The 20,253-nt window shown below is 68.8% G+C and carries 17 protein-coding genes; 13 read left to right on the forward strand and 4 right to left on the reverse strand.

Annotation, left to right across the window (positions count from 1 at the left end; all coding sequences use genetic code 11):
* The first annotated feature begins 242 nt into the window (after positions 1-242).
* The 3 genes from P1J78_RS09430 (at position 243) to P1J78_RS09440 (ending at position 4,295) form a co-directional block, all read left to right on the forward strand.
* The gene (locus tag P1J78_RS09430) at positions 243-1,388 is read left to right on the forward strand and encodes a thiolase family protein (RefSeq protein ID WP_275567094.1); all 1,146 of its coding nucleotides are present in this window, start codon (positions 243-245) and stop codon (positions 1,386-1,388) included.
* Positions 1,389-1,420: 32 nt separating this feature from the next.
* The gene (locus P1J78_RS09435; protein ID WP_275567095.1) at positions 1,421-2,965 is read left to right on the forward strand and encodes a class I adenylate-forming enzyme family protein; all 1,545 of its coding nucleotides are present in this window, start codon (positions 1,421-1,423) and stop codon (positions 2,963-2,965) included.
* A 340-nt stretch (positions 2,966-3,305) separates the two neighbouring features.
* The gene (locus P1J78_RS09440; protein WP_275567096.1) at positions 3,306-4,295 is read left to right on the forward strand and encodes a GNAT family N-acetyltransferase; all 990 of its coding nucleotides are present in this window, start codon (positions 3,306-3,308) and stop codon (positions 4,293-4,295) included.
* 29 nt (positions 4,296-4,324) lie between these two features.
* On the opposite strand, the gene P1J78_RS09445 is transcribed toward P1J78_RS09440, so the two are convergent.
* Together P1J78_RS09445 and P1J78_RS09450 are read right to left on the reverse strand one after the other, a co-directional pair.
* Complete coding sequence (locus tag P1J78_RS09445) at positions 4,325-5,614, reverse strand: NAD(P)/FAD-dependent oxidoreductase (protein WP_275567097.1); 1,290 nt, start codon at positions 5,612-5,614, stop codon at positions 4,325-4,327.
* Positions 5,615-5,629: 15 nt separating this feature from the next.
* Entirely contained in the window at positions 5,630-6,295 is a 666-nt protein-coding gene (locus P1J78_RS09450) for a haloacid dehalogenase type II (RefSeq protein WP_275567098.1), read from the reverse strand.
* 201 nt (positions 6,296-6,496) lie between these two features.
* On the opposite strand from P1J78_RS09450, the gene argE reads away from it, so the two are divergent.
* The 9 genes from argE to P1J78_RS09495 all read left to right on the forward strand — a co-directional run bounded on the left by argE (position 6,497) and on the right by P1J78_RS09495 (position 17,061).
* Complete coding sequence (argE, locus tag P1J78_RS09455; RefSeq protein WP_275567099.1) at positions 6,497-7,618, forward strand: acetylornithine deacetylase; 1,122 nt, start codon at positions 6,497-6,499, stop codon at positions 7,616-7,618.
* 128 nt (positions 7,619-7,746) lie between these two features.
* Complete coding sequence (locus tag P1J78_RS09460) at positions 7,747-8,586, forward strand: GNAT family N-acetyltransferase (protein ID WP_275567100.1); 840 nt, start codon at positions 7,747-7,749, stop codon at positions 8,584-8,586.
* 12 nt (positions 8,587-8,598) lie between these two features.
* Positions 8,599-9,969, forward strand: a complete 1,371-nt coding sequence (locus P1J78_RS09465) for an aspartate aminotransferase family protein (protein ID WP_275567101.1) — start codon at positions 8,599-8,601, stop codon at positions 9,967-9,969.
* Entirely contained in the window at positions 9,969-10,880 is a 912-nt protein-coding gene (locus P1J78_RS09470) for a 2-hydroxyacid dehydrogenase (protein WP_275567102.1), read from the forward strand. Before P1J78_RS09465 ends, P1J78_RS09470 begins: the two co-directional genes overlap by 1 nt.
* A gap of 223 nt (positions 10,881-11,103) precedes the next feature.
* Positions 11,104-11,865 carry an HAD-IA family hydrolase gene (locus P1J78_RS09475; RefSeq protein ID WP_275567103.1) on the forward strand — a complete coding sequence of 254 codons (762 nt, stop codon included), beginning with the start codon at positions 11,104-11,106 and terminating at the stop codon, positions 11,863-11,865.
* Between the two features lie 22 nt (positions 11,866-11,887).
* The gene (locus P1J78_RS09480) at positions 11,888-13,498 is read left to right on the forward strand and encodes an ABC transporter substrate-binding protein (protein WP_275567104.1); all 1,611 of its coding nucleotides are present in this window, start codon (positions 11,888-11,890) and stop codon (positions 13,496-13,498) included.
* A 69-nt stretch (positions 13,499-13,567) separates the two neighbouring features.
* A complete protein-coding gene (locus P1J78_RS09485) occupies positions 13,568-14,527 on the forward strand; it encodes an ABC transporter permease (protein WP_275567105.1) in 960 nt (319 codons plus the stop codon).
* A complete protein-coding gene (locus tag P1J78_RS09490; protein ID WP_275567106.1) occupies positions 14,527-15,393 on the forward strand; it encodes an ABC transporter permease in 867 nt (288 codons plus the stop codon). The genes P1J78_RS09485 and P1J78_RS09490 overlap by 1 nt, the downstream gene beginning before the upstream one ends.
* A gap of 3 nt (positions 15,394-15,396) precedes the next feature.
* On the forward strand, positions 15,397-17,061 hold the full coding sequence (locus P1J78_RS09495; protein ID WP_275567107.1) for an ABC transporter ATP-binding protein: 1,665 nt from the start codon (positions 15,397-15,399) through the stop codon (positions 17,059-17,061).
* A 9-nt stretch (positions 17,062-17,070) separates the two neighbouring features.
* Here P1J78_RS09495 and P1J78_RS09500 read toward each other — a convergent pair whose 3' ends face one another.
* Positions 17,071-17,571, reverse strand: a complete 501-nt coding sequence (locus P1J78_RS09500; RefSeq protein ID WP_275567108.1) for an Lrp/AsnC family transcriptional regulator — start codon at positions 17,569-17,571, stop codon at positions 17,071-17,073.
* Positions 17,572-17,729: 158 nt separating this feature from the next.
* Here P1J78_RS09500 and P1J78_RS09505 point away from each other — a divergent pair, with 158 nt between their 5' ends.
* Positions 17,730-19,055, forward strand: coding sequence for an NAD(P)/FAD-dependent oxidoreductase (locus P1J78_RS09505; RefSeq protein WP_275567109.1), 1,326 nt, complete (start codon positions 17,730-17,732; stop codon positions 19,053-19,055).
* Positions 19,056-19,057: 2 nt separating this feature from the next.
* Here the strand turns inward: P1J78_RS09505 and P1J78_RS09510 are convergent, their stop codons facing one another.
* On the reverse strand, positions 19,058-20,161 hold the full coding sequence (locus tag P1J78_RS09510) for an NAD(P)/FAD-dependent oxidoreductase (RefSeq protein WP_275567110.1): 1,104 nt from the start codon (positions 20,159-20,161) through the stop codon (positions 19,058-19,060).
* Positions 20,162-20,253 lie beyond the last annotated feature (92 nt).

Here is a 20,253-nt window from a genome sequence, read left to right on the forward strand (position 1 = left end):
GCCGCCGCTCTCGCCGAGTGGCGCGGTCTCTGCGCGGCATAAGGGACAGCGTCACTGTCCAAGCTGAGACTAGTTAGAATTCCTCTGCCAGCACCCGGCGGCGAGACATCCGTTCATGTCGGACAGCGGGTCGCTCTGACCCTGAAAGAGGTCACTCATCCGTCATGCGATGAGCGGCGCTTCACCTATGCTTTTCGCCCCGTGGCTTCCTCCGGGCAAGACGCAGCGAAAGATCGGCCGTCATGACCGGGGCTGTCGTCGCCGGTGTCGGCATGGTCAAGTTCGACCGGTATCGGGAAAAGACCCTGGCCGATATCGCCTGGCCGGCCGTTAAGCAGGCCTTGCTGGACAGCGGGGTCGAACGGGCCGACATCCAGGCCACCTTTTGCGGCACCGCATTGGGGGGCATGCTCGCAGGGCAGAGAATCCTCAAGGCCCTGGGGATGACGGGCGGTCCGATCATCAACACCGAAGATGCGTGTTCCAGCAGCGCTGCCGCCTTCAATCTTGCCTGTCAGACTGTGACGTCCGGCGCGCACGACCTGGTTCTTGTCATCGGGGCCGAGAAACTCACCAGGTTCGATGGCGGCCTGCTTCCGCTCGAAAGGGAAGACGGCGACGTGCAGCAGGGCCTGTCCATGCCCGCCTATTACGCCCTGCGCGCGCGCCGCTACATGCACGAAACCGGGACAACGCCCGAGGATCTGGCCGCCGTGTCGGTCAAGGCCCGGGCCCATGGAGCGAAAAACCCGGACGCGCAATACCAGACCCCGGTCACCGTGCAGGAGGTTCTGGCCTCACGCCGCATCGCCGATCCCCTCACATTGCTTCAGTGCTGCCCGAGTGGCGACGGCGCGGCGGCGGCGATCGTCTGTTCCGAGACAAGGGCGAGGCAACTGGGGCTCAAGCCGGTTTGGGTCCGCGCGGCGCTGCTCAATTCCGGCCTCGGTTCCGCAGGAGCATCGCACGACATGGCAAGGGCCGTCCGCGTGCAGGAGTCGGCCAGGACGGCTTACGATCAGGCCGGTCTGGGCCCGGAAGACATCGACGTCGTGGAGCTTCACGACGCCTTCACCGTCGGTGAGCTGATCTATTACGAGGCGCTTGGCCTGTGCGGCTTCGGCGACGGGCCGAAGCTGCTGCATGACGGCGAAACCTCCATCGGCGGCCGCGTCCCGGTCAATGCCGGCGGCGGTCTGCTGGTCAGAGGTCACCCGATCGGCGCCACCGGCGTGGCGCAGATCGTCGAGCTCACCCGGCAATTGCGCGGCACCGCCGGCGCCCGGCAGGTCGACGGTGCCAGGATCGCGCTGGCGCATACGATGGGGGGCGGGATCTCCGGCATGGATTACGGCGCATGTTCGATCCAGATCCTCGAAGCGCTATGAACAATGTCTCCCTCCGGCCCCGTGACAGCGCCATGACCGTTTCCGACCAGCTGACCCGCGCCGCCAGGAGTTTCGGCAACAGGACTGCGTTTATCTGCGGAGACCAGTCACGGACATTCTCCCAGGTGGACGACCGGTCCAACAGGCTGGCGAACGCCCTGAAATCGCGCGACTGCAAGCCAAGAGACCGGGTTGCCATGCTTGTCGGCAACCAGATCGAATTCTGCGAGATCGAGTTCGCCATTGCCAAGGCGGAGTTCATCCGCGTCGCCATCAATCCGCAACTGAAACGGCGGGATGTGCAATACATCCTCGACGATGCCGGCGCCTCCGTGCTGATCTACGACTCCGGCATGGATGCGATGGTCGACGAGCTGATCGCCGACGGCGACGCGCCAACCGGCCTGATACGGATCGGGGCGGGGCAGGGCGCGGCCGCGGGCGCCGAGGACTACGAGGCGGTCATCGCGTCAGCCGACGCCACGCCGGTCGAGGGGCGTTTCGATCCCGAGAAAATCTATTGCCTATTCTACACCTCCGGAAGCACCGGACGGCCCAAGGGCGTGATGATCAGCCACCGCGCCGTGTCGGCCGTGGTCCAGAACCTCATGATGGAAATGGGGCCGTGGGAGAACGGGCAGAAGATCCTGTTGACCCAGCCCATGTGCCACAGTTCCTCGTTCTTCGCACTGACCTACTACCTGAACGGCGGCTGCAGCGTCATCATGCCGAAATTCGACGCCGAGGCCTCGGTCCGGCTGATCGCCGAACACGGGATACAGACGTTGAAGCTCGTGCCGACAATGTTGCAGCGCATCATCAAGACGCCGGGCATCGAGGAGATCCCGACACCGTCTTTGAAGACCATCATGTACGGCGCCAGCCCGATGCCCATCGAGGATCTGAAGCGGGCGATGGCGCTCTACCCGGTGGACTATGTCCAGATCTATGGCCAGAGCGAAGCGGCGATTACTCTGACCATACTCAAGGCGGACGATCATGACCTGGAGTCGGATTTTCCTGAACGGCTGACATCGGTTGGCCGACCCTGGATGAGCCTGGAGATGCGGATTGCCGACGAGGACGACAACGAAGTCCCGATCGGTGAGCCCGGTGAGATCGTCGTTCGCGCGCCGCATGTGATGAGCGGCTACTGGAACCGCCACGACCTGACCCTCGACACGTTGCGCAACGGTTGGTTGCACACGAACGACCTGGGCCGAATGGACGAACACGGATACGTCTATCTGCTCGGCCGGATCGACGACATGATCATCAGTGGCGGCATGAACATCGCCCCCCGGGACGTCGAAGAGGCGCTTTGCGAACATCCCGGCGTTTCGGAGGCATCGGTCATCGGCCGGCCCGACGAGGAATGGGGGCAGGTCGTCGTCGCCTGCGTGGTCAAGGCGGATGCCGGCCTGACCGCCGAGGATCTTGTCGCCTTCGCCAAGGGCAGCATCGGCTTCAAGGCTCCCAAACATGTGTACTTCCTGGATGAGTTCCCGAAAAACGCAAACGGCAAGATCGACAAGAAGGCGTTGAAGGAGGTCTGCGAATTGCAGGACTCCCAGTAAACGTCCGGCAGGCGAGGGCGCAGAAGACCGACAGCCCCTGCAGTACATCCACCTGCCGCAGCTTCGGAACGATCTCCTCGGGCTTCTCTCGCCTCCCAGGCATTCTCTGGTCCTTCCCATGACGCCCAGCGGGCGGGCCACCTAAGCGGCACGTCACCTCGGTCAGGCGTCACACCAAGGTCATCCGAACAGACCTCCGGCAGAGAGGGACCGGCGGCGGGCCAACGGCAGAAACTTCGGAATGACGGCTGGAAACGGCAGAATACTTCCTGCGAGGACAGGCATAAACGGGGAAGGTGGGCCTTGCGCTCCCACGGTGCGGCAACGAGAAGATCATACCATGCAGGACGAGCGGGAGCAGGCGGTCATCGGTTTGCCGAAAGCCGGAATCGCGGCGATGCCGGAACTGGCGAAAAAGCGCTATGCGGCGTTCATGCAGCGCGACGTGCCGGAAGTGGCGCGGGACTGGATGCAGGTCGACGCCTTCATGGCGCGGATCGACACGCTCGACGCATCGAAGATCGGGCTTCTGCACGAGTTGACGATCAGCGTATTCTGGCCGCACCGCGCGCCCGATCTGGAGCTGTTCCTGCGGATGGGTCACGGCTATATCGCGGTCGACGAGATCGGCCGCCCGCTCGGCTCGGCGATGAGCTTCAAGAGCGGCGAGGATTTCGCGATGTGCGGGATGATGGTCACGACGCCGCGGCTGCAGGCGCATGGTGCGGGACGCCGGCTGTTGCGCCGGGTCATGGCGGATTGCTCGGGCTGCGACCTGCGCCTGTCGGCGACCCGCGAGGGTTATCGACTGTATGAAAGCGCGGGGTTCGTTCCGGTGGGTCCGGTCTATCAGCATCAGGGCGTGGCGCGGACAATCCACGCGCCGGAGCCGGTGCCGGGACTGACCGTCCGCCCGGCCGAGCCACGGGACTTCGAGGCGATCCGCGCGCTCGATGCCCATGCCTACGGGGCGCCGCGCAGCGGCATGCTCGACGTGCTCTGCGAGGTCTCCGAGACGCTGGTCGCGGAGCGGGGCGGCGCGGCGATCGGCTTCGCGATGCTGCGGGACTTCGGCAAGGGCAAGGTGATCGGGCCGGTCATTGCCGAGGCCGACGAGATCGCCATGCATCTGGCCGCGCCCTTCGTCATGGCGCATGCCGGCACGTTCCTGCGGTTCGACACGCCGGTCGAAAGCGACCGCTTCTCGGCCTTTCTCGCCGCCGCGGGACTGGGGGTCTATGACACGGTGACCGAGATGCGCCTCGGGCGGATGCGCCGCGCGCTGTCGGGTCCGGTGGTCTACGGGCTGGCGACGCATTCGCTGGGATAGGGCGGGCCGCCGTCGGCGCCCGCCGCGCGTCAGGACAACCGGTCCTTCAGCCCGAACCAGAGCCCGACCAGCGGCAGGAACCACGGCTTGCCCGAATGCAGCGGCACCTTGGGCCAGTCGAGGCCGCGCAGCGGGTTCGTCTCGTCGTTCCCCATCGCCATGTCCGCCAGCACCTGCCCGACCAGCGTGGAGATCTGCGCGCCGTGGCCGGAATAGCCCATGCCGTAGAGCATCCCGTCGGCCTCTCCGACGCGCGGATAGCGGTCGGCGGTCATGTCGACGAGCCCGCCCCAGCAATAGTCGATGTCGATCCCGGCCAGGTTCGGAAAGACCTTCTCCATCTGGGCACGCAGGATCGTGCCCGAGCGCGCGTCCGACTGCTGGTCCGACGTCGCGGAAAAGCGTGCGCGGCCGCCGAAGATCAGCCGGCGGTCCGGCGAGAGGCGGAAGTAGTTGCCGATATTCATCGTCGTCACGCAGGTGCGGTCGCCGGGCATGGTGGCGGCGACCTCGGCCCCGGTCAGCGGGCGCGTCGCGACGATGAAGGAGCCCACGGCGATGACCCGGCGGCGGAAATGGCCGAGCGGGGCGTCCGGCTCGCGCCCTGAATAGGCGCCGGTCGCGGCGATCACCCGGTCGGCGCGGATCGTGCCCCGGGGCGTCTCGACGATCCAGCCGGTGCCGTCGCGGCGGCGGCCGGTGACCGGCGCGCCCTCCCAGATGCGCGTCCCGTGCCGCCGCGCCGCCTCGGCGACGCCGTTCGCGTAGCGGCCCATATGCATCATCGCCGATTTCGGATAGAGCATCGCGGCGTGGAAGGCGTCCGAGCCGACCTCGCCCGCCAGGTCCGGCTTCTGGAGAAAGCGCGTGTCGGGATCCACCTCGCGCTGGATCACCTCGAACCCGGCGCGCAACCCGGCGACATGGCCGGGCTTCGAGGCGAGCTTGAGTTTGCCGGCGCGGCGGAAGTCGCAATCGATGCCTTCCTCGGCGATCACCTCCTCGATCATGTCGATCGAGCGGTCGTAGGCCTTGTAGAGCGCATGCGCCCGCTCCGCCCCGAGATGCGCCTTGGCCTCGGCATAGCCGTGGGCGAGCCCGTTGTTGAGATGCCCGCCATTGCGCCCGGACCCGCCCGCACCGACATGCTCGGCCTCCAGCACGGCAACGGAGACGCCCGCGCGGGCGAGCTTCAGCGCCGCGCTCAGGCCGGTGAACCCCGCGCCGATCACCGCGACATCGGCGCGCCCCTCGACCGGACCCGGCTCCCCGCCGGTAAAGGGCGCCGAGGTGGCGTGCCAGTAGGATCTGTATTCCATCTCGCGGCGCGTCCCTCAGAGTCCGACGACGCCGGGCAGGCCCGAGACGTCCCGGATCTCGGTATAGCCGTAGAACGGGTTCGCCGGCTCATGTCCGCGATTCACCCAGACCTTGTTCGCGATCCCCAGATCGTGCGCCGTCATCAGGTCGTAGCGGAAGCTCGACGACACGTGCAGCACGTCCTCCGGGCCGCAGCCGAGCTGGTCGAACATGTATTCGAACGGTCGCATCTGCGGCTTGTAGGCGCCCGCGCTCTCGGCGGTAAAGACATGATCTATGGGGGCGCCGAGCTTCGCGACGTTACGCACGATCTGGTCGTTCATCGAGTTGGTCAGCGCCACCAGCGGGATCTTCCCGGCGATGCGCGACAGCCCGTCCGGCACGTCCGCATGCGGCCCCCAGCTCGGCACGCGCTCGTAGATGGCCTGCGCGATGGCCGGGTCGAAGGCCACACCGTTGCGCTTGCAGGTGCGCTCCAGCGAATCGTGCACGACCTCCGCATAGGGCTTCCACGCGCCGAGCACCTCGTCCAGGCGGTAGGCCGCGAAATCGCGGATGAAGACCTCCATCCGCTCCGGGCCGAGCGTATCGGCATAGTGGTCGCGCGCCGCGCCGGCCATGTCGAAGAAGATCATCGTGCCGTGGCAGTCGAAAGTGATGAACTTGGGGCGGAAGGTCATGTCTGTCTCCGGAATGCGTGTTTGGGCCATGATGGGCCGACCGGCTTGACAGGGATCGCTGCGTTGGGCGGTCCGGGGCGCAGGAAATTGCGTTTCCGCGGGCCGGCGCGGCAGGCCCTGCCGCGCCGCGTCCGCATTCGGTGCCGGGTTTCGGCGCGCGCGGCGCATGCTGAGGCCGACACCGCGCCGCAGGACACGCCCATGCCGATTGCCGATCCCGACCCGACCGACGCCGCCGCGCTGCTGGACCGGCTGGTGAGCTTCCCGACGGTGGCCGGCCGGCCGAACGACGACCTGATGACGTTTGTGGCCGACCACCTCGCGTCCTGCGGCGCGCGGGTGCATCTCCTGCCGGGGCCGGAGGGCGACCGCAGCAATCTCTTCGCGACGATCGGCGATCCCGGCCGGCCCGGCTATGTCCTGTCGGGGCATGTCGACGTGGTGCCCGCGGAGGAGCCGGAATGGCAGGGCGACCCGTTCGCGCTGCGGCGCGCGGGCGGGCGGCTGATCGGGCGCGGCGCCTGCGACATGAAGGGCTTCGATGCGGCGGTGCTGGCCGCGGTGCCGGCGCTGGCGGCGATGCCGCTGGCGGCGCCGGTGCATGTCGCGCTCTCCTATGACGAGGAACTCGGCTGCAGGGGCGTGCCGCACATGCTGGCGCGGCTGCCAGAGCTCTGCGCGCCGCCGCTCGGCTGCATCGTGGGCGAGCCCTCCGGGCTCGTGCCGGTGCTCGCGCACAAGGGCAAGGCGGCGGTGAAGGTGACGGCGCGGGGGCGCGCCGGGCACAGCTCGCGCCCCGATCAGGGCGAGAACGCGATCCACGCCCTGCTGCCTGCGCTGAACGCGGCGGCGGCCCAGGCCGAGGCGCTGCGCGACGGACCGCAGGACGCGCGCTTCGCGCCGCCCTATTCGTCGCTCCAGATCGGCACCGTGGCGGGCGGGCAGGCGCTGAACATCATCCCCGACCGCGCCGAGGCGTGCATCGAGGCGCGCGGCATCGCCGGTGTGGAACCGCGGTCGCTGCTCGACCCGGTGACGACGCTGCCGGGGGTCGAGGTCGAGTGGCTGTCCTCCTATCCCGCGCTGGCGCTCGACCCGGATCACGATCTGGCGGCGCTGGCGGCGGCGATTTCCGGCAACGCGCCGGTCGGCGCGGTGTCCTTCGGCACCGAGGCGGGGCTGTTCCAGCAGGCGGGCATTCCGGCGATCATCTGCGGCCCCGGCGACATCGCCCGGGCGCACAAGCCCGAGGAATACCTGACCGAGGCGGAGCTGGCAGCGACCGTCGAAATGGTCCAAGCCCTGGGCCGGCGGCTGTGCTGAGCGCAGCATATCCTGCGGCGCGCCGCGCCGGCGGGCACGGGAATTCGCCGTCGCGCCCTCGGATCAGGCGCAAGATGCCGCGCGCGGCGCTTTAGCCTGCGGCGCAGACAGAACGAAAAGGGCGCATCATGCACGACAAGACGCTCGCTGCGGCGGCCCGCCCCGCGGCCGACTTCGCCGCCTTCACGCCGGAGCATATCCCGGGCGCGCTGGAGCTTTCGCGCGCGGTCGGCTGGCCGCACCGGGCGGAGGACTGGGCGCTGACGCTGCGCGTGTCCGAGGGCGTCGTGGCGCTGGACGGCGACCGGGTGGTCGGCACGGCGATGCGGTCGGATTTCGGCGCGGTGGCGGCGCTCAACATGATCATCGTCGCCGAGGACCGGCGTGGCTGCGGGCTCGGACAGGCGCTGATGCGCCGGGTGATGGAGCCGGCCGAGGGCCGCGAGCAGCGGCTCGTTGCCACGACCGACGGGCTGCCGCTTTACGAAAAGCTCGGCTTTGCGGCGACTGGGCGCGTGCTTCAGCACCAGGGCACCGCCCGCGCCGCGGCGCCGGAAATGCCCGTGCGCAGCGGCGGGCGCGGCGACCTGGCAGCCTTCGCCAAGGCGGATCTCGACGCATCGGGTACGTCGCGCGCGGCCCTGCTGTCGGCGATCCTGGAGACCGGCGAGATGCTGCTGGCCGAGGGCGGATTCGCCATGCTGCGCCCCTTCGGCCGGGGCCATGTGGTCGGGCCGGTGGTGGCGCGCGACGCCGCGACGGCCCGCGCGCTGATCGCCGAGGCCGCGACGCGCCGGGCGGGCGCCTTCCTGCGGGTGGACCTGCCCGAGGCGACCGGCCTTTCCGACCATGCCGAGGCTCTTGGCCTCGCCCGGGCCGGGGGCGGCGTCTCGATGGTCCGCGACGCCGCGCCGTCCCGCGAACGTGCTTTCACAACCTATGCCCTCGCCGCGCAGGCGCTGGGCTGAACGGAGCCGCAGATGCTGAGCAATTCCCTCGTCGAACTGGACCGCCGCCACCTCGTGCACCCGGTCTCTTCCTTCCGCGGCCACGAGGCGCGCGGCGTCCGCGTCCTGACCGGCGGGCAGGGCGCGACCGTGAGTGATGCGGAGGGGCGCAGGCTGATCGACGGCTTTGCCGGGCTCTGGTGCGTCAATGCCGGCTACGGACATGAAAGCGTCGTCGCCGCGGCGGCCGAGCAGATGCGCCAGCTGCCCTATGCGACCGGGTATTTCGACCTGGGCGCCGAGGCGCCGATCCTGCTGGCCGCCGCGCTGGCCGAGCGGTCGCCGGGCGATCTGGACCACGTCTATTTCACGCTCGGCGGGTCGGACGCGGTCGACAGCACGATCCGCTTCGTGCGCTACTACTGGCACGCCAGGGGCCAGCCGGACCGCGACCAGTTCATCTCGGTCGCGCAGGGCTATCACGGCTCGTCCTCGCTCGGCGCGGGGCTGACCGCGCTCCCGGCCTTTCATGACGGGTTCGGTCTGCCCTATCCGTGGCAGCACAAGATTTCGTCGCATTACACCTACCGCAATCCGGTTCGGGGCGACCAGGCGGTGATCGACGCCTCGGTGGCGGAACTCCGCGCGAAGATCGAGGAGATCGGGGCGGAGCGCGTCGCCGCCTTCTACGTGGAGCCGATCCAGGGCTCGGGCGGTGTGCTGGTGCCGCCGATGGGGTGGGTCAAGGCGATGCGCGAGGTCTGTGCCGAGTACGGCGTGCTATTCGTCGCCGACGAGGTCATCACCGGCTTCGGCCGGACCGGGCCGATCTTCGCCTGCGAGGAAGAGGGCATCGTGCCCGATCTCATGACCACCGCCAAGGGCCTGACCTCGGGCTATGTCCCGATGGGGGCGGTGTTTCTGAGCGACCATGTCTACGACACCATCGCCGACGGGGCGGGCGCGAAGGCGATCGGCCACGGCTTTACCTATTCCGCGCATCCGGTCTCGGCCGCCGTGGCGCTGGAGGTTCTGGCGCTCTACGAAGGCGGGCTTTTCGAGAACGGCCGGCGGATGGGCGCGCGGCTGATGGCCGGGCTGGAGGGGCTGCGCGATCATCCCCTGGTCGGCGACGTCCGCGGGCGCGGCATGCTGGCCGCGGTGGAACTGGTCGTGGACAAGGCCGAGAAGACACCGCTGCCCGCCTCGGTGCAGCCGGCGACGCGGCTCTTCGACCGGGCCTGGGAGGAGGGGCTGATCCTGCGCGCCTTCGCGCAGGGCGTTCTGGGCTACGCGCCGCCGCTCTGCTGTACCGAGGACGAGATCGACGCTATCGTCGCACGCACGCGGCGCGTGCTGGACCGGACGCTCGAAGACGAGGATGTCCGGGCCGCCCTGGCCTGATGACGCTGCTTTTTCTCTCCACCGCCGAGCGCGGCGCCGTCTGGCAGCGCGTCTTCGACGCGGCCGGCGAGCCGATCGTCATCGGGGAGGACGCGGTCGAGGACCGCGACGCGATCACGCATCTGCTGTGCTGGAACCCGCCCGCCGACCTGTCGCGCTATCCGAACCTGAAGGCGGTGATCTGCGCCGGGGCCGGCGTGGATCACCTGCCGCCGATGCCCGAGGGCGTGGTGCTGTCGCGCACCGTCGCGCCGGGCATTGAGGAGATGGTGCGCGACTGGACGGTGATGGCATCGCTCATGCTGCATCGCGACATGCCGGCCTATCTCGATCAGGCGGCGCGCGGCGACTGGCAGGCGCGGCCGACCCGCCCGGCGCGGACGCGGCGCGTCGGGATCATGGGGACCGGGCGCATCGGCGCGCTGGTCGCCGAGAGCCTGCGCGACCTGGGTTTCCCGGTCGCGGGGCTGAGCCGCTCCGGCCGGCCGGTCGCAGGGATGGACATCTACGCGCCAGACCGGACGGAGACCTTCCTGGCGCGCAGCGATCTGCTGATCTGCCTGCTGCCGCTGACCGACGAGACCCGCGGGCTGATGGATGCGCGCTTCCTGTCGTGCCTGCCGCAGGGCGCGCTGCTGGTGCAGGCGGGACGCGGGGCACAGCTCGACCTCGACGCGCTGCGCGCCGCGCTGGACAGCGGGCAGGTCGCCGCCGCCGCGCTGGACGTGACGGAGCCGGAACCGCTGCCCGCCGACCACTGGGCCTGGCGCGATCCGCGCGTGATCGTGACGCCGCATGTCGCCGCGCTGACCAATCACGAGGAGGGCGCGCGCCACGCGCTCGCGGTGATCGAGGCCACGCGCCGCGGCGCGCCGGTTCCCGGCGGGGTCGATCCGGACAGGGGATACTGAGCGGCCGGCACCGGCACGCGCGATCTGCTGTCGGAAGGCCGAATAGAGAAGAAAATGCCGCCGGGTGCGGAGAGAATGGATCAAACGGACGCCCCATCGGCGTGATGCTGACGATACCGGGGAAGCGGCCGGCACGGGGATCAGCCCGCGCCGCTGGCGACGGGGCCGGCCGGACCGAACCGCGGAGCGAGCCGCGGCGCAACGCAGAAAGAGGAATGCCGCATTGACGGATGCGACGACAGCACCAAGACCTCTGACCGACTTCGCCTATGTCAGCTTTGACGTCGTCGGCACGCTGATCGACTTCGAAGGGGCCATCACGGCAGGGGTCTCGGCCATCGCCGCGACGGCGGGCGTCGAGGTCGACGGCGAGGCCGTTCTCGCGACCTATCGCGCCGCCCGCTACGAGCCCGACGCGCTGCGCTTTCCCGACGATCTCGGCCGCTGCTACGGCCGCATCGCCGCGGCGACGGGACTGCCCGACACGCCGGAAAACCGCCAGCACATGATCGACGCGGTGGGCGAGGCCGAGCCCTTCCCCGATTCCGCCGAGGCGCTGGCCCGGCTCAAGACGCGCTACCGCCTGATCGCCATGACCAATGCGCGCCGGTGGGCCTACGAGAAATACCAGGCGAAGCTCGGCTTTCCGTTCTGGGCGGGCTTCACCACCGACGAGACCGGCTGCGAGAAGCCCGACCCGGCGTTCTTCCGCCAGGTCTTTGCCCATGTCGAGGCGGCCGGCGGCGCGCAGCGGGACATCCTGCACGCGGCGCAGAGCCAGCATCACGACATCGGGATCTCGCGCGAACTGGGCATGACCAATGTCTGGATCCAGCGCCGCCACGCCCAGACGGGCTATGGCGGCACGATCGAACCGCAGGGCTTCACCGCGCCCGACTATCATTTCCGCTCCCTCGCGGAGTTCGCCGATGCCGCGGACCTGGCATCCCAGGCGGCGCAAGACCGCCATTTCCCAGCAAGCTAACCGTTCCGACAAGGAGGAACCGATGACGAAGAATCCGACAAACTGGACCGGCCGCGACGACGCGATGGTCGAAGACATGATCCGCCGAGGGGCGACCCGCCGCGACCTGCTGCGGATGCTGATGGCATCCGGTGCGGGCCTTGCGGCCGGCGGCTCGGTCCTGATGCGCGCCACCGAGGCCGTGGCGCAGACGCCCGTCAGCGGCGGCTCGCTGCGCGCGGCCGGCTGGTCCACGTCGACCGCCGACACGCTCGACCCGGCGAAGGCGACGCTCTCGACCGACTACGTGCGCTGCTGCTCGATCTACAACCGCCTGACCTTCCTCAACGAGGCGGGCGAGGTGGAGATGGAACTGGCCGAGGAGATCGCCTCGGACGACGCGAAGACCTGGCAGGTCACGCTGAGGGACGGCATCACCTTCCACGACGGAAAGCCGCTGACCTCCGCCGACGTCGTCTTCTCGCTCCAGCGCCATCTCGACCCGGCCGTCGGCTCGAAGGTGAACTCCATCGCGTCGCAGATGTCCGAGATATCGGCCGTCGACGACAAGACGGTGAAGATCGTGCTCTCGTCGGCCAATGCCGACCTGCCCACGATCCTCGCGCTGCACCACTTCATGATCGTCGCCGACGGCACCACGGATTTCTCCAAGGGCAACGGGACCGGCGCCTTCATCATGGAGGTCTTCGAGCCCGGCGTGCGCTCTGTCGTCGTGAAGAACCCGAACTACTGGAAGCCCGAGGGCCCCTATCTCGACAGCCTCGAATTCGTCGCGATCTCGGACGACAGCGCGCGGGTCAACGCGCTGCTCTCGGGCGACATCGACTATGCGGGGTCGGTCGGCGCGCGCTCGATGCGGCTGCTCAAGGGCCAGGACTCGGTGGAAACCGCGGTCAGCACCTCGGGCAACTACACCAACCTCAACATGCGGCTCGACCTGCATCCCGGCGACAAGGCCGGCTTTGTCGAGGGGATGAAGTACCTGCTGAACCGCGAGGCGATCCAGCAATCCGCCTTCCGCGGCCTGGCCGAGATCGGCAACGACCAGCCGGTGCCGCCGTCGAACCGCTACCACAACCCCAACCTCAAGGCGCGGGACTACGATCCCGAGCGCGCCAAGGCGCTGTTCGAGACGGCCGGCCTTGTGGGCACCGAGATCCCGCTGGTGGCGTCCGACGCCGCGAACGCCTCGGTGGACATGGCGACCATCCTGCAGCAGGCGGGCCGCGAGATCGGCATGAACTTCAAGGTCGATCGCGTTCCCTCGGACGGCTACTGGTCGAACTACTGGCTGAAGGCGCCCGTGCATTTCGGCAACATCAACCCGCGGCCGACGCCGGACATCCTGTTCTCGCTGCTCTACGCCTCGGATGCGCCCTGGAACGAGAGCCAGTACAAGTCGGAGAAGTTCGACGCCATGCTGATCGAGGCGCGCGCCTCGCTCGACGAGGAGAAGCGCACGGCGATCTATTGGGAGATGCAGGAGATAGTCGCCGACGACGCGGGCACCGCGATCCCCGTCTACATCTCCAACGTCGACGCGCATACCACCAAGATGCACGGCCTGAAGTCGAACCCGCTGGGCAACATGATGGGCTACGCATTCGCCGAATACGTCTGGCTCGAAAGCTGATAGGCTGAACGGACGGGCCGCGCAGGTCGCGGCCCGTCCCTTTTTTGACTCCTGTCCGACGAGGTCTTCTTGTCTGCCTCCCTCGCCACATGGATCCTGGTCGCGCAACGTCTGGCCATCGCGCTATTGACGCTGGTGATCGTCTCCTTCGCGGTCTTCTTCGCGACCGAAATGCTGCCGGGCGACGTGGCCCAGATCCTGCTCGGCCAGGCCGCCACGCCCGAGGCGGTGGCGGGCTTGCGCGAGGCGATGGGGCTGGACGAGCCGGCGCTGCTGCGCTTCCTGGGCTGGATGCGCGGGCTGGTCAGCGGCGATTTCGGCACCTCCTATGTCAACGACATGCCGGTCGCCGAGCTGATCGGCGACAGGCTGATAAATTCGCTGCGGCTGGCCGGGGTGACGACGGCGGTGTCGGTGCCGGTGTCGCTGGTCCTCGGCATCGGGGCCGCGATGTGGCGCGGCTCGTTCTTCGACCGGACGGTGTCGATCCTCACCATCTCGGTTATCTCGGTCCCCGAATTCATGGTCGCGACCCTGGCGGTGCTGATCTTCGCGGTCTGGCTCGGTTGGCTGCCGGCGCTCAGCTACGGTGCGGACACGGGCTCTCTGGCCGCGATGCTCAAGGCCTACGCGATGCCGGTGATCTCGCTCTCCTTCGTCATCTCGGCGCAGATGATCCGCATGACCCGCGCCGCGGTGATCGAGACGATCAACACGCCCTATGTCGAGATGGCGCTGCTGAAGGGCGCCGGCCGCGTCCGGATGGTGCTGGTACACGCGCTGCCCAACGCGCTGGGGCCCATCGCCAACGCGGTCGCCCTGTCGCTGAGCTATCTCGTCGGCGGCGTCATCATCGTCGAGACGATCTTCAACTATCCCGGCGTGGCCAAGCTGATGGTCGACGCCGTCGCCACCCGCGACCTGCCGCTGATCCAGTCCTGCGCGATGATCTTCTGCGTCAGCTATCTGACGCTGATCACGCTGGCGGACCTGATGGCCATTCTGTCGAACCCGAGGCTGCGCCGCTGATGAAAGCCGTTTCCCGCCCCTCCCGCTCCGGCGACCCGGCCACCCCGCCGCGCCGCGCCGGCTATTCCTTCAACTGGGTCGGACGCATCGGCCTCGGGGTCATCCTGTTCTGGGGCCTCGTCGCGATATTCGGGCCGGCGCTGGCGCCCTATCCGCCGGGCGAGATCGTCGACTGGGACTACTTCTCGCCGATGTCCGCGGACTACTGGCTCGGCACCGACTATCTCGGGCGCGACATGTTCTCGCGCATCCTGATGGGCGCGCGATACACCGTCGGCATCGCGCTGGTGGCGGTCACCCTGGCCTGCACCGGGGGCGTTGTCCTGGGGATGGTGGCGGCGGTGATCGGCGGCTGGTTCGACATGATCCTGTCGCGGCTGCTCGACGCCTTCAACGGCATCCCGTCGCTCTTGTTCGGCCTCGTCGCGGTGGCGGCGGTCGGGTCCTCGATCCCCGTGCTGGTGCTGACCCTGGCGGCGATCTACCTGCCCGGCTCCTACCGCTTCGCCCGCGCGCTGGCGGTGAACATCAACACGATGGATTTCGTCACCGTCGCCCGCGCCCGCGGCGAGGGGACGCCCTATCTGATCGCGCGCGAGATCTTTCCTAATATCCTCGGCCCGGTTCTGGCCGATCTGGGTCTGCGCTTCGTGTTCATCGTGCTGGTGCTGTCCGGCCTGTCCTTCCTCGGGCTGGGGGTGCAGCCGCCCAATGCGGACTGGGGCGCGCTCGTGCGCGAGAATATCGAGGGCCTGTCGCTGGGCGCGCCGGCGGTCATCTTCCCGTCGATCACCATCGCGACGCTGACGATTTCGGTCAACATGTTCATCGACAACCTGCCCACCAAGATCCGCGACAGGAGCTGAGCCGTGACCAAGCAAAGCCTCGTCTCCGTCCGGGACCTGCATATCGGCGCGATCACCGATTCCGGCCGCGAGGTCGAGATCATCAAGGGCGTGAACTTCGAGATCGCCCCGGGCGAGATCGTCGCGCTGATCGGCGAGTCCGGGTCGGGTAAGACGACCATCGCGCTGTCGCTGATGGGCCACGCCCGGCCCGGCTGCAGCATCCACGCGGGCACGATCCGCCTGGGCGAGCACGACGTCACCGCCATGTCCGAGCGGCGGCGCGCGGATATTCGCGGCACCGAGGTGTCCTATGTCCCGCAATCCGCCGCCGCCGCCTTCAACCCCAGCAAGCGGATCATGGATCAGGTCATCGAGGTGACGGCGATCCACAACCTGCCGAACCGCTCCGGAGCCGAGGCGCGGGCGGTCGAGCTGTTCCGCGCCCTCGCGCTGCCGTCGCCCGAGACCATCGGCCAGCGCTACCCGCACCAGGTGTCGGGCGGCCAGCTCCAGCGGCTCTCGGCCGCGATGGCGCTGATCGGCGACCCGAAGCTGGTGATCTTCGACGAGCCGACCACCGCGCTCGACGTGACCACCCAGATCGAGGTGCTGCGCGCGTTCCGCTCCGTCATGGAAAAGTCCGACATGGCGGGGGTCTATGTGACCCACGATCTCGCGGTGGTGGCGCAGATCGCCGACCGGATCATCGTGCTGAAGGGCGGCGAGATCCAGGAAGAAGGCACCACCGAGCAGATCGTCAACGCGCCGCGGCATCCCTACACAAAGGAACTGCTCGCCGCCTTCGATCCGGTGCCGCACGAAGCGATCGCCACCGCGGACGGACCCGACCGGGCGCCGCTGCTGGAGGTCGACCGGCTGTCCGCCGGCTACGGGTCGATGCGCGGCGGGGAGCCGACCGCGAAGATCCTCGACGATATCAGCTTCACCCTCGAACGCGGGCGCAATCTGGGTGTGGTGGGCGAATCCGGCTCGGGAAAGTCGACGCTCGCCCGCGCGATCGCCGGGATCCTGCCGCCCTATCGCGGCGAGGTGCTGGTCAATGGCGTCGCGTTGCCCGCAAGCCTCGGCCAGCGGTCGAAGGAGCAGCTGCGCCAGGCGCAGATCGTCTTCCAGCTCGCCGATACCGCGCTGAACCCGGCGCAGCCCATCGAGACGATCCTCGGCCGGCCGCTGACCTTTTATCACGGGATCAAGGGCCGCGCGCGCGAGAAGCGGGTGATCGAGCTTCTGGACATGGTGCAGCTACCGGCCGCCCTGCGTCACCGCCTGCCGATGGAGCTCTCGGGCGGTCAGAAACAGCGCGTGAACCTTGCCCGCGCGCTGGGGGCCGAGCCGCAGCTGATCCTGTGCGACGAGATCACCTCGGCGTTGGATACCGTCGTCGCCGCGGCGATCCTCGAACTGCTGAAGGAGCTTCAGCGCGAACTAAGCCTCAGCTACATGTTCATCAGCCACGACCTGTCCACGGTCGAGGCGATCTGCGACGACGTGCTGGTGATGTACAAGGGCGAGATCGTCGAACGCCTGCCCGCCGCCACGATGAGCACCGAGGCGCAGCATCCCTATTCCAAGCTGCTCGTCTCGTCGGTGCCGAAGCTCGACACCGGCTGGCTGGCGGGGCTGGAGCAGGATCCCGAGCTGATCGCGCGCTTTGCCAACCGCTGACGGCGCGGCTCAGACCTTGTCGGCGAACAGACGGCTGAGCGGGATCTGCGTCTTGGCGAAGGCCGTCTTCATCACGACGAAGCTGAAATACTTGTCGATTCCCGCCTCGTCGCGGTCGATCAGCGCCTCCAGGATGTTCTGGTAATCGGCGATGCTGCTGCAGACGAACTTGGCCAGATAGTCGTAGCCGCCCGAGACCAGGTGGCATTCGACGCAGGAATCCACCTTCTCCAGCGCCTCCTGGAAGCGGGCGAAGTCGATCTGCCGGTGGTTCTTGAGCGTGAACTCGGTGAAGACGGTCAAGGTCTCGCCCAGCTTCGGCACGTCGATCAGCGCGCTGTAGCCGGTGATGTAGCCGGCCTTCTGCAGCTTCTTCACGCGCATCAGGCAGGGCGAGGGCGACAGAGCCACCCGGTCGGCAAGCTCGACATTGGTGATCCGGCCGTTGCGCTGCAACTCGGCGAGGATCTTCAGGTCGATGCGGTCGAGTTTGTGGGGGGTGGCGGCCATGGGCGTCATGTCCAGTGTTTCGGGGTGGCACAGTCAGAAATGGCGTGGCACCGGCCTGTCAATCTCTTTCGACAGGATATGCTGCCGGCGGCGCCGCTATGGCAGATGGTGCCGCCGCTAGGGTGATAGCCCGTTGGAAAAGAATGGAGAATGCCGCGATGGGTGTGCCCTTGAAGACCGTCGAGACCACGCAGGATCTGCCCCGCGAGGCCGATTGCGTCGTGATCGGCGCCGGCATCGTCGGCGTCTGCGCCGCCTACTGGCTGGCGCGCGCCGGGCAGAAGGTCGTGTTGATCGAAAAGGGGCGCGTCGGGGCGGAGCAGTCCAGCCGCAACTGGGGCTGGTGCCGCCAGCAGAACCGCGACGCGCGCGAGCTGCCGCTGTCCACGCGTAGCCTGGCGCTCTGGGAACGGATGGCCGAAGAGATCGGCGCCGATCTCGGCTTCCGCCGCTGCGGGCTGCTGTATCTCTCGAACGATCCCGCCGAGATCGAGGGCTGGGCGGCCTGGGGCCGCTTCGCGCGCGGCGAGGGGGTCGACACCCGGATGCTGAGTGCGGCGGAGGCGACGGACCGGGGCGCGGCCACCGGCCAGCGCTGGCTCGGCGGGGTCTGGTCGCCGAGCGACGGCACCGCCGATCCCGCCATCGCCGCGCCGTTGATCGCGACGGGCGTGGAGCAGAACGGCGGAACCGTGGTGCAGAACTGCGCGGCGCGCGGGCTGGAGACATCGGGCGGTCGTGTCTCGGCGGTGGTGACCGAGAAGGGCCCGATCCGCACGCGGCAGGTCGTTCTGGCCGGCGGCGCCTGGGCGGCGAGCTTCCTGCACCAGCTCGGCATCCGGTTTCCGCAAAGCTCGGTGCGCAGTTCCGTCCTGTCGGTGGGGCCGGGCGCAGAGGGCGTGCCGCCGGCGCTGCATACCAGCGCGGCATCCGTCACGCGGCGCGGCGACGGCGCCTACACGCTGGCGATCTCGGGCCGCGCCAGCGTGGACCCCACGCCGGGCACCCTGCTGGGCGCGCGGCATTTCCTGCCGATGGCGCTGAAGCGTTGGCGCGTGCTCTCCCCCGGGGGCACACAGGCCTGGCGCGCCGGCTTCGACACCCGCTCGCGCTGGCGGCTCGACCGCGAGACGCCGATGGAGCGGGTGCGCGTGCTCGACCCGCGCCCCTCGGCCCGGGTGATCCGCGAGACGCTCGCCGCCTCGCAGGCGCTGCTGCCCGGGCTGAAGGAGCTGCCGGTCCAGGCGAGCTGGGGCGGCTATATCGACAGCACCCCCGACGGCGTCCCGGTGATCGACGCCGATATCGGCGTTCCGGGGCTGACGCTCGCCGCCGGCTTCTCGGGCCACGGGTTCGGCATCGGGCCGGGCGCCGGGCATCTGGTGGCCGACTTGCTGCTGGGTCGCGAGACGCTGACCGAGACCGAGCAATACCGGCTGGCGCGGTTCACCGACCCGCAATGGGGGAAGGTGGCGGAGTTCTGATCTCACGCCGCGAACCTCTCGATCCCGAAGGGCTCCAGCGGCGTTTCGCAGCGCCCAGTCTCCACCAGCTCGGCCATCGCGTCGCCCACGCCGGGGCCGAGCTGAAAGCCGTGGCCGCAAAAGCCGAAGGCGTGAAACAGGCCCGGAGTGGTCCGGGACGGGCCCATCACCGGCAGGTCGTCGGCGACATAGCCCTCGCAGCCCGACCACTGCCGGATCACCGCCACGTCGCGCAGCGCCGGGCAGAGACGCACGATCTTCTCCAGCTGCGGCGCGAACCGTGCCGAGTCGATGCGGGCGAAACCGCTGTCGTCCACCGGCACGCGCGGCACGCCGCCGCCGAAGACAACGTTGCCGCGCTCGACCTGCCGAAGATAGGCGCCCGCGTCCTGGCTCCACATGCCGACGACGGGCAGGATGCGGTGGGGCAGGGGTTCCGTCACGCCCATTTGCGGGCCGTGGGTCGAAAGCGGCACGTCCTCGCCGAACTGCGCGGCGAGCGTCTTGCCCCAGGCGCCGGCGCAATTGACCAGCACGTCGGCCTCGAAGTCGCCCTGCTCGGTCTCGACGCGGAAGCCGCCATTCGCCGTCGTCACGAGCGGCACCCCCGCCCCCTGCACGATCTCCGCGCCCGCCCGGGCCGCGGCATCGGCGAAGGCCGGGCCGACCAGCCGCGGATTGGCGCTTCCGTCCTCGGGGGAAAAGCTGGCGGCGATGGCGGAGGGGCCGAGGCCGGGAAAGCGGCGGCGGATCTCCCCCGGCGCCAGCGCCTCGATCTCCAGCCCCCAGGGGCGGGCCGCTTCGGCGAAGCGCTCCATGTCCCGGCGCGAGCCCGCGTCGAAGATCAGCCGCAGATGGCCGGTCGGGCGGAATTCGACATCGCGCCCCAGCAGCGCCTCGGCGCGGTTCCACAGCGCGAGCGCGCGATGCGCCAGCGGCAATTGCGGCAGATGACGCCCGGTCCGGCGGATATTGCCGAAGGAGGCGACGGTCGCGCCGGCGCCGATATAGCCGCGCTCGACCAGCCGAACGGCGACGCCGCGCCGCGCGAGAAAGAACGCGGTCGCGCTCCCCATCAAGCCGCCGCCCAGAACGATCGCGCGCATTTGGTCTCCTTTCGCGGACAGGTGACAGCAAAGCGCGGCTTGACCTGCGCCGTCAAATACGGGAACCGTAGCAGGTCATAAGTTGAACCTAT

The sequence above is a fragment of the Psychromarinibacter sediminicola genome (assembly GCF_029168335.1).
Classification (GTDB): domain Bacteria; phylum Pseudomonadota; class Alphaproteobacteria; order Rhodobacterales; family Rhodobacteraceae; genus Psychromarinibacter; species Psychromarinibacter sediminicola.